At 69.7% G+C, this 14,327-nt stretch carries 13 protein-coding genes and 2 tRNA genes; 7 read left to right on the forward strand and 8 right to left on the reverse strand.

Annotated features, from left to right (window positions below):
* Positions 1-35 precede the first annotated feature (35 nt).
* From ACQPZX_RS48880 to ACQPZX_RS48890, 3 genes are all read right to left on the reverse strand, one after another.
* Positions 36-335: a hypothetical protein gene (locus ACQPZX_RS48880; protein WP_433372154.1), complete on the reverse strand. Its 300-nt coding sequence runs from the start codon at positions 333-335 to the stop codon at positions 36-38.
* Positions 336-957: 622 nt separating this feature from the next.
* Positions 958-1,230 carry an MFS transporter gene (locus ACQPZX_RS48885; protein WP_433372157.1) on the reverse strand — a complete coding sequence of 91 codons (273 nt, stop codon included), beginning with the start codon at positions 1,228-1,230 and terminating at the stop codon, positions 958-960.
* The gene (locus ACQPZX_RS48890; RefSeq protein ID WP_433372160.1) at positions 1,215-2,435 is read right to left on the reverse strand and encodes an MFS transporter; all 1,221 of its coding nucleotides are present in this window, start codon (positions 2,433-2,435) and stop codon (positions 1,215-1,217) included. Before ACQPZX_RS48890 ends, ACQPZX_RS48885 begins: the two co-directional genes overlap by 16 nt.
* Before the next feature lie 71 nt (positions 2,436-2,506).
* Between ACQPZX_RS48890 and ACQPZX_RS48895 the strand changes: the two genes are divergently transcribed.
* Entirely contained in the window at positions 2,507-3,349 is an 843-nt protein-coding gene (locus ACQPZX_RS48895) for a LysR family transcriptional regulator (RefSeq protein ID WP_433372163.1), read from the forward strand.
* 167 nt (positions 3,350-3,516) lie between these two features.
* Here ACQPZX_RS48895 and ACQPZX_RS48900 read toward each other — a convergent pair.
* A tRNA-Arg gene (locus tag ACQPZX_RS48900) sits at positions 3,517-3,589 on the reverse strand.
* A gap of 36 nt (positions 3,590-3,625) precedes the next feature.
* Positions 3,626-3,716 (reverse strand) — tRNA-Ser (locus ACQPZX_RS48905).
* 1,058 nt (positions 3,717-4,774) lie between these two features.
* On the opposite strand from ACQPZX_RS48905, the gene ACQPZX_RS48910 reads away from it, so the two are divergent.
* The gene (locus tag ACQPZX_RS48910) at positions 4,775-5,173 is read left to right on the forward strand and encodes a hypothetical protein (protein ID WP_433372165.1); all 399 of its coding nucleotides are present in this window, start codon (positions 4,775-4,777) and stop codon (positions 5,171-5,173) included.
* Here the strand turns inward: ACQPZX_RS48910 and ACQPZX_RS48915 are convergent.
* A complete protein-coding gene (locus tag ACQPZX_RS48915; protein WP_433372168.1) occupies positions 5,160-5,927 on the reverse strand; it encodes a CPBP family intramembrane glutamic endopeptidase in 768 nt (255 codons plus the stop codon). The two genes, ACQPZX_RS48910 and ACQPZX_RS48915, sit on opposite strands and share 14 nt — an antisense overlap.
* 138 nt (positions 5,928-6,065) lie before the next feature.
* Here ACQPZX_RS48915 and ACQPZX_RS48920 point away from each other — a divergent pair, with 138 nt between their 5' ends.
* Positions 6,066-7,181: a globin domain-containing protein gene (locus tag ACQPZX_RS48920; RefSeq protein ID WP_433372171.1), complete on the forward strand. Its 1,116-nt coding sequence runs from the start codon at positions 6,066-6,068 to the stop codon at positions 7,179-7,181.
* Here ACQPZX_RS48920 and ACQPZX_RS48925 read toward each other — a convergent pair.
* Complete coding sequence (locus ACQPZX_RS48925; protein ID WP_433385988.1) at positions 7,165-8,667, reverse strand: peptide deformylase; 1,503 nt, start codon at positions 8,665-8,667, stop codon at positions 7,165-7,167. The genes ACQPZX_RS48920 and ACQPZX_RS48925 overlap by 17 nt on opposite strands.
* Positions 8,668-9,029: 362 nt before the next feature.
* On the opposite strand from ACQPZX_RS48925, the gene ACQPZX_RS48930 reads away from it, so the two are divergent.
* Positions 9,030-9,746: a hypothetical protein gene (locus ACQPZX_RS48930; RefSeq protein WP_433385991.1), complete on the forward strand. Its 717-nt coding sequence runs from the start codon at positions 9,030-9,032 to the stop codon at positions 9,744-9,746.
* A gap of 165 nt (positions 9,747-9,911) precedes the next feature.
* Here ACQPZX_RS48930 and ACQPZX_RS48935 read toward each other — a convergent pair whose 3' ends face one another.
* Complete coding sequence (locus ACQPZX_RS48935) at positions 9,912-11,453, reverse strand: tannase/feruloyl esterase family alpha/beta hydrolase (RefSeq protein WP_433372174.1); 1,542 nt, start codon at positions 11,451-11,453, stop codon at positions 9,912-9,914.
* A 199-nt stretch (positions 11,454-11,652) separates the two neighbouring features.
* Here ACQPZX_RS48935 and ACQPZX_RS48940 point away from each other — a divergent pair, with 199 nt between their 5' ends.
* From ACQPZX_RS48940 to ACQPZX_RS48950, 3 genes are all read left to right on the forward strand, one after another.
* Complete coding sequence (locus ACQPZX_RS48940) at positions 11,653-12,516, forward strand: NBR1-Ig-like domain-containing protein (protein WP_433372176.1); 864 nt, start codon at positions 11,653-11,655, stop codon at positions 12,514-12,516.
* 141 nt (positions 12,517-12,657) lie between these two features.
* The gene (locus ACQPZX_RS48945) at positions 12,658-13,482 is read left to right on the forward strand and encodes a peptidoglycan-binding domain-containing protein (protein ID WP_433372179.1); all 825 of its coding nucleotides are present in this window, start codon (positions 12,658-12,660) and stop codon (positions 13,480-13,482) included.
* A gap of 44 nt (positions 13,483-13,526) precedes the next feature.
* Positions 13,527-14,309 carry a peptidase inhibitor family I36 protein gene (locus tag ACQPZX_RS48950; protein WP_433372182.1) on the forward strand — a complete coding sequence of 261 codons (783 nt, stop codon included), beginning with the start codon at positions 13,527-13,529 and terminating at the stop codon, positions 14,307-14,309.
* Positions 14,310-14,327: the final 18 nt, after the last annotated feature.

The following is a 14,327-nucleotide window of genomic DNA, read 5'->3' on the forward strand; positions in this document are numbered from 1 at the left end:
CTGTGTCGTGGGCTTTCATCCACACCACGAACGACCTACCCCGGATCAGACACTCCCCGCGAGAAAACTTGCCGCGCGCCCAGGAAGCTGACCGCGATCAGGACGCCGAGCAGGACGAGGGCGGCGTTGACCGCGATGGCGACACCGACGCCGTGCAGGATCGCTGCGGCGGTGACCGCGCCGCCGGTCACGGCGGTGACGATCGCGGACATGATCGGGGTCCCCATGGTGATACCGACCTGCTGGGACATCGAGGCCAGGCCGGTGGCCAGGCCCTGCTGGTGGTCGGGCAGCCCGGTGGTGGCCGTGACCATGAATCCGACGATGACCAGCATGTTGCCCACGCCGCCCAGGAAGGTGGCCGGCAGCAGCAGCCCCCATGGAGGAGGCCGAGTCCCCGAGGAGGAGCAGGAGGGCGGTGAAGACCGCTTGGAGCAGCCCACCGGCGACCAACGCGGTCGTGGCCGAGGTGCGCGCGATGACCCGGGGGGGGGCGATCAGGCCGCCGGTCACGGTCCCGAGCCCCAGGAGGGCGAAGGAGATCCCGACGACGAGCGCGGAGAAGCCGAGCGTCTTCTGCATGTAGAGGGTGAGCAGATACACCAGGGACGTCTCGGTGACGAAGGCCAGTAGGCCGAGGACGTTGCCCCAGGCGACGGTGCGCTTCTTCAGCACGTGCACCGGGACGAGCGGCTCGGTGGTTCTCCGCTCGATCAGGTAGAAGACCACCAGCAGGACCGCGCCGGCAAGCAACGCGACGGCGGCGGCGGGGTGGCTCCAGCCGTGCTCACCGGCCTGGGTGAGGCCGTAGACGAGGGCGAGCAGGCCGAGGGTGACGGACAGGGCGCCGGGCAGATCGATCCGGGGACGTCCGGCCGGGCGGGACTCGGCGATGACGGCGGGCACGATCAGCACGACGGCCAGGGCGACGGGAACGTTGATGAAGAACGCCCACCGTCACGACAGGAGGTCGGTCAGGACGCCGCCGAGGATCGCGCCGGTGGTGAACCCGGCCGACATCAGCGCGCCGTTGAGCCCCAGGGCCTTGCGACGCAGCGGCCCTTCGGGAAAGGACGTGATGAGCAGGGCCAGGCCGGCCGGGGTGGCGGCCGCCGTCGCGAGTCCTTGAAGGACGCGGGCGACGATGAGGACCTCGGCGGTGGGGGCGAGTCCGCCGGCGAGGGATGCCAGCGGCTCGCGCCGGTCGATTCCCTTCAGGCGCCGCAACAAGCCTCTGAACGCACCTCCTGCGCCGCGCCGAGCGGAGCCGGGCTTCGGACCACGCGGGGGCGGGACAGCAGGTATCCGGTCAGCGCGGCCGCGAGGCCGGCCAGCCCGGCCGCCGCGAAGCCGCCGGCCGGCGCGGAGACGTCGATCGCCAGCCCGACGATCGGGGATCCGAACGCGAAACCCGCGCTGAGCGCCGCGGATTGCATACCCGTCGCTTCGCCCCGCACGCCGGCCGGCGCCAGCCGGCTCACCGTCTCGGCCACCGCCGAAAGGGTGGGCGCCGCGAGAAGCCCAGCGCCGACGACGGCCACGCACAACCAGGGCCAGTCACGCGCGAGGCCGGCCGGAATCGTCATGAGCCCCAGCAAGCCGAGCAGCAGCCAGGTGGGCAGTGGCCGGGACCGCGAGCCGTAAATCAGCCCGCCGGTGACGGAGGCCACGCCGAGCACTGCCACGACCACCGCGGCCTGGGACACCTGACCTGCTTGGCGGAGCGTGGCGACGATGGCGAGGTCGATGCCGCTGAGCAGCGTCGTGGTGCCGAAGGCCATCGCCAGCACGGCAATCATGGGGGCGCCCAGCCATTCCCGGCGTGGCGGCCGCGCGGCCACGCCGGCATCCGCCTCGTCCTTGGCCCGCACCGGCGGGTTGAGCAGGGCGAGACCGGCTCCGCCGGCCGCGATGGCGGCGCCGACCGCCCACGCCATCGCGCTCGGGGACAAAGTCGCCGCGCCCAGGATCACCAGCGGCGGTCCGACGATGTACGACAGCTCGCCCTGCACCGATTCCAGCGCGAACGCGGCGTGACGCTGCCCAGCGGTCGTCATCGCGGCGATCGCCTGCCGGGTCACCAACGGCCCCGGCACCATCAGCAGGCCCGCCGCGAAGGCGGCAACCAGCAGGATTCCGTACGGCAGGAACGGCAGGCTCAGCCAGAACGCGACCTGCATGACGACAGTTGCCAGCAGCACGGTGCGCGGGCCACGCCGGTCGATCATCCGGCCGAGCAGGGGCCCGCCCAGCGCCATCCCGGCCGTCAGAGTCGCCGCGACCCCACCCGCCGCCGCGTAGCTCAGGCCCAGACCCAGCACGACATACAACGTCACCGCCATCACGTCGGCCGTGATCGCGGCCCGGGCGAGCAGCGAGACGCCGAGCAGCGGCGCCATCCCGGGCACGGCGAGCACCTGCCGATATCTGGTCACGTGCCGACGCTAGATGAGCACCCGGGCCATAGGAACTGGCCAACTTCTTGGACCGGCCATAATAATTGCTTATGGCCAGGGATCTGGAGACCGCCTTGCTGCGGTCGTTCGTCACCGCCGTGCGGACGGGCAGCATCAGCCGCGCCGCCACCGCGCTGGGACATACCCAGCCGGCGCTCAGCCAGCAGTTGCGCAAACTCGAGAGCGCCGTCGGCCGCCCGCTGCTCTACCGATCGGCATCCGGCGTCTCGCCGACCCGAGCGGGCGAAGAGCTCTTGCCGTACGCCGAACGCATACTCTCCCTCTCCGCACAGGCACTAACCGAGACCAGGCGGACGCTCACCGGCCGCTGCGGCGTCGGCCTGCTGGAAGACCTGGCCGCGTCCCACCTGGCACAGGCCTTGGCCGACCTGGCCCGCCTGCACCCCGACGCGACGCTGGAGGTCCTCACCTTCGCCAACGCCGCGATGCGCGAGGCCTACGACGCAGGCCGTGTCCAACTAGTGCTGGACGAGGTGCCCTACCTGCCCGCACACCCACGCTGGACGGTGCGCCGCCCTTTGGTCTGGGCAATCGGCCCAGGCGTAGACCTGAACGCCGACCCGCTGCCCGTCGTGCTCTTCTCCAACCCATGCTTCTGGCGCACAGCAGTCCTGGAAACCCTCGAAAAAGCCGATAGACCCTGGCGGTTGGCGTTCGAAAGCACCAGCCTGCTAGGCGTGCTGGCCGCAGTACGCGCCGGCCTGGGCGTGGCGGCGCTAATGCCCGCCAACGTGGACCCACAGATGGCCTGCCACGACCCGAACGCCCTACCCACCCTCCCCGACGTGGAGCTGGGCCTGGCAAGACACCCAAGAGCAGCAGGAGACCCGCTGATAGACGCCGTAGAAACAGCCCTACGCCGCATGATCTAAACCCCGCACGCTTCCCACAACAGAGGGCCGACTGGGGTTTAAGCGCGACCCGGCCTGGGAGGGTGCCCACCGCACCGCGGGGTTTCCGGGGGCCCGGCCCCCGGAGCAGAAATGCCGAGTGGCCCCGGTCCGCGCTTTCCGCGGACAGGGGCCACTCAGCCACTCGGCGCGCCCGAAGGGACTCGAACCCCTAACCTTCTGATCCGTAGTCAGATGCTCTATCCATTGAGCTACGGGCGCTCAGTGCTCCGCCAGCATACACACCGGCCTTACACGCGGAGACTCCGGGATTCGAACCCGGGAGGGGCTTTAAAACCCCAACCGCATTAGCAGTGCGGCGCCATAGACCAGACTAGGCGAAGTCTCCACGGCAGCCCTCGAGCTGCCGACGCTTGAGGATACCGGACCCGGTCAGGGCCACACAAAGAGGTTGCCCTCCTCGCGCGCGGCGGGCTTGCGCAACTGACTCCAGCAGGTGAAACGCCGGTTATGCGACTAGGCTGCCACGGCATGGAGGAGAAGCCGCCCACCGAGCGTCGCGGTCGTACCGCGCGGCCCGCGTTCAGCGCGCCCGCGCAACCTACGCCCGAGGAGAAGCCGCCTGCGCCGGCGCCGCGTCGTGCCGCCAAGGCGGCGCCGGCGGTGACGTTTCAAGCGCCGAGTGCCGAGAATCACCCTGACGAGGGTCGGGCATCTACCCCAAAAACCCCATCCCGTACGCCTCGCCGCACAGCCGACGAATCTCCCCGCAAGGCCGCGCTTCGCAAGGCAACGCCGGCGCCCGAGATCCCCAGCCAGGCCACCGCGCCCGAGAGCGCCCCGGCCGAAAAAGCCGAGGCAGCGGAGCCGGCCAAGCGCCCTCCGGCCAAGAAGGCAGCCCCGGCAAAGAAGGCCGCTCCCGCGAAGAGGGCAGCCCCCGCAGAGCAGGCCGCTCCCGCCAAGAAGGCAGCCCCCGCAGAGCAGGCCGCTGCCACGCAGCAGGCCGCTGCCCCCGCAGAGCGGGCCGCCGCCCCCGCAGCGCAGGCCGCCTCCGCAGAGCGCGTCGCCCCCGCCAGGAAGGCAGCCCCTATAAAGAAGGCCGCCCCCGCCAAGAGGGCCCCACGCAAAGCCACCCCAGTCGCCGAGCCAACCCCAACCCCGACGGCGGCAACAGAGCCAATCGCGCCCGAGAAACCCACGCCCCAGGCCGAGAAAGCTCCCGAGCAGCCGACCACCAAGCCCGACCCCTGGTCCAAGCTCATAGCCGACCCAGGCCACGCCCCCGAGCTTCTGGCCCTGGCCGCCGTCCAAACCTTCGGCCCCCGGGCCCAGACTTGGGCCGCCCAGACCCGGGACTCCTACCCCACCGCCTCCAGCCAAGCCCTCGCCCGCCTGGCAAAGCAGCAATTCACCCGCTTCGGCAGCCTGGGCAGCATCTTCGGCGCGGTGGCCGGCACGTACGCGCCGATCACCCTCCTCGGCACCGCCGCGATCACGCACGCCGAGCTGATCCTGCACGTGGCCGCGGCCTACGGCCTGGATCCCACCGACCCGCAGCGCGCGACCGACCTTCTGCTCATCACCCGCGTTCACCCGACGAAGTCGGACGCCGAGGCTGCCCTCAGCTCCGCCGCCCGCCCGGCCTACGAGGACGGCGGCCTCAGCGCCGCGGTCTGGCGGCTCGGACGCATGCTCGCCGTGCAGACCGGCGGCTGGGCGGCCCTGCGCCTGGTGAACCGCTACTTCCCCGGCACAAGCCTGCTCGCCGCCGTCCTCACCAGCACGGCTTCGGCGCAGACCGTCGCGGCTCGAGCGGAGACCTACTACCGCGCTAAATCCAGGTAAGCCACGAGTGCGGCAGCAACTGGTATCCGACGAACGCCGTGATGTCGAGCAGGCTGTGCGCCACGATCAGCGGCATCACGCGCTTGAAGCGGAGGAAGAACAGCGCGAACACCACTCCCATGACCGCGTTGCCGACGAAGGCGCCGAACCCCTGATACAGGTGGTACGAGCCCCGCAGGACCGCCGACGCGACCACGATCCAGCCGAGTGGCAGCGACATCGACTTGAGCCGGGTGATCAGGTATCCGACGACGATCACTTCTTCGAGGATCGCGTTCTGGATGGCGGAGAGGATCAGCACCGGCACCGCCCACCACACCGGGTTGAGGGCCGCGGGGATGATTCTGGCGTTCAGGCCGAGCAGCTGCGCCACGTACACGAGAAGCAGCCCGGGAATCCCGATGCAGGCGGCCAGCAACGCGCCCCAGCCCACGTCGAAGCCCGGTCGTGAGGCCGTCAGGCCGAGCGTCTGCCGCACGTTGATGCGGTCGCGCATGAGCAGATACAGCGCCAGTGCCACCGGCACCAGGTCGAAGATGATCCCGAGCAGCTGGTACGTGAGGTCCAGGTACGGCCGCGGCGACTGCGACGCGTTGAGCACCGCGGCCTGTTGCGACAGCGGCTTGCCCGCGGTCAGCTTGGCGATCAGCGACACCACCGCGTAGATCGCCGACTGGCCGAGCGACAGCAGCAGCACGATGACGATCTCTACGGTGAGGACGCGACGCCCGGGAACAACTCGATCAAGAGTCACGCGACCACTTTAAAAGCTCGAAAGAGACCGCCCGCATAAGCACAAACGGACCTATCCGGGCAAGCGACGCGCCACACACTGAGACGAGTCGCACTTTTCGTGCGTCGCATTGGCGACTGACGTGACCACCCTGAGGTCATGGGAGACCTCGCACGCATGCTCAAGGAGAGCTGGAGCCTCGTCGAGGAGCATCAGGACAAGGTCGCCGGCTATTTCTACGCCCGGATGTTCCTGTCCTACCCGGATCTGCGGGACCTGTTCCCGGTGCACATGGACATGCAGCGGTCGCGCCTGCTGAACGCGATCGTGACCGCGGTGCAGACCCTCGACGATCCGGAGAAGTTCGACGACTATCTGCGGGGCCTCGGGCGGGATCACCGCAAGTTCCACGTGGAACCGGAACACTACGAGGTGGTGGGGGGCGCGTTGATCGAGGCGATGCGGACGTACGCCGGCGAGCAGTGGGGCATCGAGTACGACCAGGCCTGGGCCGACGCGTACGCGGTGATCGCCTCCCGCATGATGGCGGGCGCCGACGCCGACCCGAACCCGCCCTACTGGTACGCCGAGGTGGTGGCGCACGAGCGCCGGTCGCAGGACATCGCCGTCTTCACCGTCCAGCCGCTCCAGCCGCTCGAGTTCCGCGCCGGCCAGTACCTCAGCCTCGAGTGCCCGAAGTACCAGCCGCGGCTCTGGCGTACCTACTCGGTGGCGAACGCGCCCCGCCGAGACAACACGCTGGAGTTCCACGTGCGTGCGGTGGGCGCCGGTTGGGTGTCGAGCTCGCTGGTGCGCCGGGTGGCCATTGGCGACATGATCAAGCTGGCCGCGCCGATGGGCACGATGAACCTGGACCGGCGCTCGACGCGGGACGCGGTGTTCATCGCCGGCGGCACCGGGCTGGCGCCGATCAAGTCGCTGCTGGAGGAGCTGACCCGCTACAACCGGACCCGCTGGGTGCACGTCTTCTTCGGCGCGCGGAATCGCGAGGACCTCTACGATCTGGCGGATCTGAACCGGCTGGCGGCCCGCTATCCGTGGCTGTCGGTGGTGACCGCGTGCAGCGACGACCCGACGTTTCCGGGCGAGCACGGCAACATCTCCGAGGTGGTGGCCCGGTATGGCCCATGGAACGACCACGATTTCTTCGTCTCGGGCTCGGGGCCGATGGTGCGGTCGACCCTCAAGACGCTCTCGGAGCTTCAGGTCCCCTCGATCCGGATAAAATACGACAGCTTCACGGATATGACTTGATGGCCGGCACCAGGTGTGACTCGGCATCCATCCGATCGACGTAGAGCCGTCCTTCGAGGTGGTCGATCTCGTGGCCCACCAGGCGTGCCATCCCGCCGTCGAACGACGTGATCACCCGGGCGCCGTCGTAGCGGGCGTGCTCCACCTCGATCCGCAGCGGGCGGCGCACCAGCCCGCGGTAGTCGAAGAACGACAGGCACCCCTCGTACTGCTCGTCCCGCTCGGTCGACTCGCCCACCACCCGCGGGTTGAGCAGGACCAGAGGTGACGAACCGAGGCGCACCACCGCGGCCGCCACCGACCGGCCGATCTGCGGCGCGGACAGCCCGACGCCGTGGTCGAAGTCGTGCAGTTCGGAAAGGCGGCCCAGCGCCGCGAGCAGCGCGTTGACCGCCTCGCGCGCCGCCACGTCCTCGCGTGGCAGCTGGAAGTGCCGGGCCCGCTGCCGCAGCAGGTCGGAGCCGCGCTGCACGATGCCGATGCCGCGCATCTGCCGCGAGGCCCGGGGGCGGCCGTTCAGCTGGGCGGGGGCGAATTCCGCGTACGACGGAGCGCCCACTCCCCGGAACCGCCACTCCAGCCGGTAGCGCGCGTTGAGCTGCGGCGAGTCGGTCGACCACTCGAAGATGGCTCGATCCACCGAGTCGAGCCGCTCGAGCGGGGTCCGCACCGGCACCTCGGCCGCCAGCGACGTCTCCACGCCCCAGACCTGCGGGTCGAACCCGTTCGGGAAGTCCAGCCGCACGGTCAGGCGCCGGGTCGGAAGCCGGATCGCGCGCTGAAACCACTGCCCCCACTTCTCGACGCCGACCGTGTACGAGTACTCGATCACCGTCCGTTCGCCCGGGTAGAGCGGGAACTGCCCCTTCTCGTTCGCGAAGAGCAGCCACACCTCCTTGGCCGCGTCCCGGTCGAGCTTGACCCGCCACTGCATCGCCTCGGTGGCGTCGCCCTCGCCGGCCACGGCCACGAGGGCCATCTCCTCGAAGGTCAGCGGGTGGTCGCGGTGGTGCCGGTTGGAGCCGGACGGGTCGTGCGGGTAACGGTCCACGGCGATCTTCACGAGGTACCGCGTGACCGGCTCGGCGCCGGCGTTGTAGAGGTTGCGGCGCACCCGGCAGCGGTACAGCCCGTCCTCGTACCGGAGCTCGGCGACCTCCTGCTCGACGATGAGGCCGGTGCCCGGCGGCAGCCACTGCACCGGCACGGGCGGATCGCGGTGCAATGTCGTTCCTCGCGCGTGGCGAAGCTCGTCGTACTCCTGGAAGCGCTGCCAAATCACCCCGCCGGCGCCGAGGACTGCTTCCGCCCGCCGGGCGAAGTCCTCGGTCGGCTTATGTCGCCGCCCCTCGACATGGCTCACATAGGAGGGATCGAATCCCATACGCGCGGCAAGCTGCTTCTTGCTCATCCCGCGCTCGACCCGCCAGTGGGCCAGCGCCGTCACAAATTGGTCAGCGGCCCGCTCGACGGGCGAGGTGGTCATCATCGATGTCCCCTTCGCGACGAGAAATTAAGTGTCACCGCCGTCTCGTGTCCGCAAGGTGCTAGTAGCGCGTAGCCGACAGATACCTTGACGAATCCGGCAACGCGTAAACGCGTAGTTAGGCAACCCTCGCCGTGGGTATTCGTCCGAAAGATCGGGTTGGCGTCGTTGGTTAGGCTAGCCTTAGAGGTGTACGGTGGGTCGTCTTGAAGCTCCGGACGCACGGTTATATCGACGAGGTATGGCGAGGTGAGAGCGGTGGCAAGGGTCTATGCGTCACCGCGGAGTGGTAGCCGTCCGTGACGACCACCACCACTCTGGAGGCCCGCCCGCTCTCCCCGATCACCGCGACGCTGAGGGCGATGTTCGGCACGAGCACCGAGATCCCCGGCCTTGCCCCCGACCTCGTGGTGCCCGATCCGGCGGCCTGGCGCCCCGCGTCCCTGCTGGCCGGCGACGCGCTTGACCTGCTGCTCGAGGCCGCCGGCACCCGCTGGAAGGCGCAGCCCCACGCCGCCGCCGCGCTGGCCTGGAAGGCGTACACGTACTGGCTGGCCCTTCCGGCCGTCCTCGGTTACGCCTCGGCCCGCCGCATTCCGCTGATGACCGGCGCCAACGTGCTCATGCACTTCCGCGATCCGCGCCCGCTGGTCACCCTGGGCCTGCACCCCGCCACCCCGATCGCGGTCCTGCCGAACGACCCGCTGGCGCTCGCCGGGCTTCCGCAGGTCAGGGTGGTCGCCGACGAGGATGCCCTGCTGGCCGAGCTGCGCCGTTCCCTGCTCGACGAGCACCTGACGCCGCTGCTCGACGCCATTCACGACCGGCTCCGCCTGGGCAAGCGCACCCTGCTGGGCTCCCTCTCGTCGGGTGTCGCCTACGGCGTCCTGCGCAGCGCCGACGTCCTGCCCGGCTCCTCCGCCGAGACGATCGCCCGGCTCCTGCACGCGCTCGGCGTCGAAGACCTCATCGAGCTGGTCCCGGACCCCTTCGGCAAGCTCGACGTCCAGCGCAAGACCTGCTGCCTGGCATTCACGCTGCCTCAGCCCAAGGTCTGCCGCGGCTGCTGCATCAAATAACAGACCCTGACGCGTACGAGATCGGCAAAGCACCCGCCGCGGCGCCACGCGCCGTCGTTGGTCACCCTCCGCGCGCGGCCGCCGGGCTGTCCCGGCGGGTCAAAAACGGGTCAAAACCAAGAAGGCGGCCCCGGCTGGATGCCGGGGCCGCCTTTGCGCCGTGGTTCAGCGGCAGTTCGCCGACGAATACCGGGCGACGTCGCCGGTGGCGGTCGGCAGCGTGGCCGGAGCCTTGCCCTTCTCGACCCAGTTGACCAGGGCGGTCAGGTCGGCGCCCGGGTTCACCAGCCCGCCGGTGCTGAAGATCGCCGTCCCGCAGTGGTCCACGCCGGGCAGCAGGAACACGCGGTAGAAGTCGTCGACGCGCTTGCCGCCGCCGAACTTCGCCTCGACCCGCTTGCGGTAGTCGACCGTGCCCTGGGTCGGGATCAGCTGGTCCGACTGGCCGTGCCAGGTCAGCAGCTTGCCGCCGGCCTTGGCGAACTTCGACAGGTCCGGGTTGTTGTCGGCGATGATGCCGTCGTACTGCTTGACCGCCGAGTTGAAGAGCTGCTCGAAGGACTTGTAGGTCAGCTTGGTGGCGTCGAACGAAGGGTTCTTCGTCACGAAGTACTGGGCCCACAGCTCCGGCACCTGGAACGGATTGTCGTACGCCGCGATGAAGGTGAAGATCGAGCCCTTGTTCTGCCCGTACCAGAGCTTCTTGCCGGAGGTCGTGGTCGGGCCGGCCCAGATCTTGTTGACCGCGTCGGCCAGCGCCCTGGTGATGGTGAGTTCGGCGCCGGCGCAGAGGACCTTCGTGCCGACCAGCCGGCGGGCGTCCCACTTGCAGTCCTGCGGGTTGTCGATGACGCCGTCCTTGACCCCGTCGAGGGTGTCGCAGGCGGCGACCGCGGCGGTGTTGAAGGCCGTCAGCTCGCAGTCCGTCGGCGCGACCTTCTCCTCGTTGAAGACGGCCTGCGACCACAGCGTCGCGATCTCGAACCGGTTCCACTCGATCCCCGGCGCGTTCGCCAGGATGCCGTCGAAGTCGGCCGGGTAGTTCTGGGCCTCCGCGTAGCCCTGGCGGCCGCCGGTCGAGCAGCCGGTGAAGTACGAGTAGCTCGCCGCCCGCTTGTAGAACCGGTTGGTCACGTCCTTGCCGATGACCGCCAGGTCGTGGATCGACCGCGACGCGAAGTTGGTCAGCAGACCCGTGTTGACCTTGCCGTCGGCGGTGAGGCCCCAGCTGGCGTCCAGCCCGCCCTTGACGCCGGCGTCGGTGGCCCCGCCCGCGTACCCGTCCTTGACCGCCCCGATCAGCGCGATGCTCTCGTCGCTGATGTCACCGGCCGAGTACGCGCTGCCCCCGGTGGCCTGGAAGCGCCCGTTCCAGTTCTTCGCGTTCTGCGGCAGCGAGATCTTGATGTTCACGGTGTCGTTCGCGCCCGGGTGGCTCACCACGACGTTGATGTCGCACCAGGCCGGCACGTCGGTGATGTCCGCGTGGGGTGGGTAGGCGGTGGGGAAGGAGAAGTTGCCCCCGGCCCGCGCGACCGCCTTGACGGACACCACCTTGGTGCCGGACGGCGCGGAGACGGGAACGGCGGCACAGGTCGTAGCGGCGGGCGTGCCGCTGTCGCGAGTGGCCGCGTCGGCGGTCGCCGGCAGAAGAGCTGCCGCGGCCGGGACCACCGCGGCCATCAGGAAGATCATGCGTCGCTTCATGCCCCACACCCTCGGACGGCGACGGTCCCGGTGAAGCCAGGGCACAACCCTGGCCCGGACCCTGGCCCCGACACCGGGGGCGGGTCACGGTGGGTTCTCGGTCACATCGGTGAACCATCGAGTGCCGTCACATTGATTGACGTTGACGGCCTTCGATAGCCTCTGACACGCCTGACAACGGGGTCTGACAGGGGGATGGATGGAAGCTCAGCGCGCCGCCACCGAGCCAAAACCGCAGGTCACGGCCGCCGAGCGCTTCGCCGGACAGTTGCGGGCCCTGCGTACCGGGGTGGGCGATCCGTCGTTCCGGAAGATGGCCGGGCGATCGGGGCGGATCTCACACACGACGCTGCACGAGGCGGCCGCCGGGACCAGGTTCCCGTCCTGGGAGACGACGCGCGAGTTCGTCCGGGCATGCGAGGCGGACGAGGCCGAGTGGCGGCTTCGATGGGAGCAGGCTCAAGGCACGGCCCCACCGCACATTGTGGACACCGTCGTGACGCCGTCGGAATTCGTGCCGGCGCCCTCGCGAGCGCTGGAGGTCGTCCCGCGCCGGCCCGTCATCACCATCGCGCGGCGGCGCTGGTGGCCATGGGCCGCCGTCGCGGCGGTGGTGGCGATCGTCGCGGTCGTGGGCTTCACCAATCGCAGCCGGGCGCGGCAGGAACCCGGCGCCGAGGCGCCGTCGGCCAGCTCGTCCGACGCGCTGGTCCCGGGTGACGCGAGCCGGTTCGTCGGCGACGTCACCATCCCGGACGGCACGAAGGTGAAGGTGAAGTCCCACTTCGTGAAGGTGTGGGCGATCGCGAACGTCGGAACGGTCGGCTGGCACCACCGCTACCTGGCCCGGGCGCAGCCCGCCGCCGAAGACGGCTGCCAGGTGCCGAGCCGCGTGGAGATCGGCGACACGCTGCCCGGCGAGCAGGTGATGATCAGCGTTCCGGTCGTCGCGTCGAGCACGCCCGGGCGGTGCTGGGTCAGCTGGAAGATGGTCGACGAGCAAGGGCGGCCCTTCTTTCCCACCCGCCGGCCGGTCTACTTCCTTGTCAACGTCACCAACTGAAACTGACAACACTCGTATCCACAGAGGTCAGTCGCTGTCTTACAGATCTGACAGGTGAGCGGGGGTACCGAACACCGGATTCCTTCTCCCAAGGTGGTGTCCGTTCCGAACGGGACGCACCACCGACGAGAAGGATCGACCATGCGCCGTCCCCTCCTAGCCGCCGGCTTGGCCGCGCTCTGCATGGCCGTCGGCGTCCCGGCCCATGCGTGGGCCGCGCCCGCCGTAGTCGTGAACATGGAAGCCACTGTCCTGGCGGCCCAGATCGACCCCCGGCGGGCCGATCACACGCTGACGCCGGGCGCGAAGGACTCCGTCCTGGCCGTCGAACAGGCCCTCGAAGACCTGGACCTGCTGGACCCGCAGTGGGTCGACGGCTACTTCGGCACCACGACGATCGCCGCGTATGCCGCCTACCAGAGCTCGCTCGGCTACTCCGGCCTGGCCGCCAACGGGCTGCCCGGCACGACGTCGCTGACCAAGCTCGGGCAGAACCGGTTCACGGTCAGCAACGCGATCGGCCCCGGCGCGAAGGTCCAGCGCGACGGGTACGTCGTGGACGCCCGCACCCAGGCGATGCTCACCGCCGCCGAGCGCCTGCTCGGCTACACGCTCACCCTCGAGCAGGGCTCCTACAACCCTGGCGGCGACCCGACGTCGGCCGGCACGCACGACGGCGGCGGCGTGGTCGACATCTCGGTCGACGGTATGACCGCGGCCAAGCGCACTGCCGTGGCCCGCGCCCTGCGCCAGGTGGGCTTCGCCGCCTGGGTCCGGGACCCGAGCCAGGGCGACTGGCCGTGGCACATCCACGCCGCGGCGATCAACGACACCGACCTGTCCAGCCAGGCCCAGCACCAGGTCGGCGACTACTACCTCGGCCTGAACGGCCTGGCCAACCGGGCCGCGGACGACGGACCGAAGGTCCCGATCCGCACCTGGGAGCAGTACCAGCGCGGGCGCTGATCCGCGTAGCCATCCCTCCCGCACCACCGACCGAAGAGGACACCATGCTGCATCTGCGTAAGAGCCTTGCCGTGACCGGCATCGCGCTGGCCCTGACCACCTCGATCCTGAGCGTCGCCGCGCCGGCGTCGGCCGCCGCCCGCGACGGGGCCTGCGACAGCGGCGAGTTCTGCTACTACTACAACAGCAACGAGGCCGGCTCGATCTCGGACTTCACCGAGTCGGTCGACGACTACGGCACGACCCAGCCGAGCTGCTACGAGTTCAAGGGCGCCGGCAACGGCCAGGGCCTGTGCATCAAGAACAACGCCGCGTCGGTGTGGAACCGCACCAGCCAGACCGTGACGGTCTACTACAACAGCGACTTCGGCGGGTCGAGCCAGACCTTCGCCGCCGGCGCGAAGGGCAACCTCAACGCCACCCTGAAGAACAACAACGCCTCCCACACCATCGGCAGCGCCGGCGGCAGCTTCCCGGCCGACCCGCGCGCCTCCGAGGCGGTCGCGTTCGCGAAGGCCCGGCTCGGGCACACCGACTGGAACAACCAGTGCGAGTTGTTCGTCGAGCGGGCCTTCGGCACCAGCGGCCGGTTCGCCACGGCGACCGCGCACTACCAGTGGCAGAAGAACAGCGGGCGCATCCACACCGGCTCGGTGCCGCCGGCCGGAGCGGCGGTGTTCTTCACCTCCACCACGTCGGCCGGCCACGTGATGCTCTCCATCGGCGGCAACAGCGCCATCAGCACCGGGCCGAGCGTCTACCAGACCAGCACGTTCCGGCAGCGGTCCGACTACCTGGGCTGGGCGTACGTCCCGAGCGGCTGGTGACCCGTGCTTAAAAGAATC

The organism is Actinoplanes sp. CA-142083 (assembly GCF_050942195.1).
GTDB lineage: Bacteria > Actinomycetota > Actinomycetes > Mycobacteriales > Micromonosporaceae > Actinoplanes.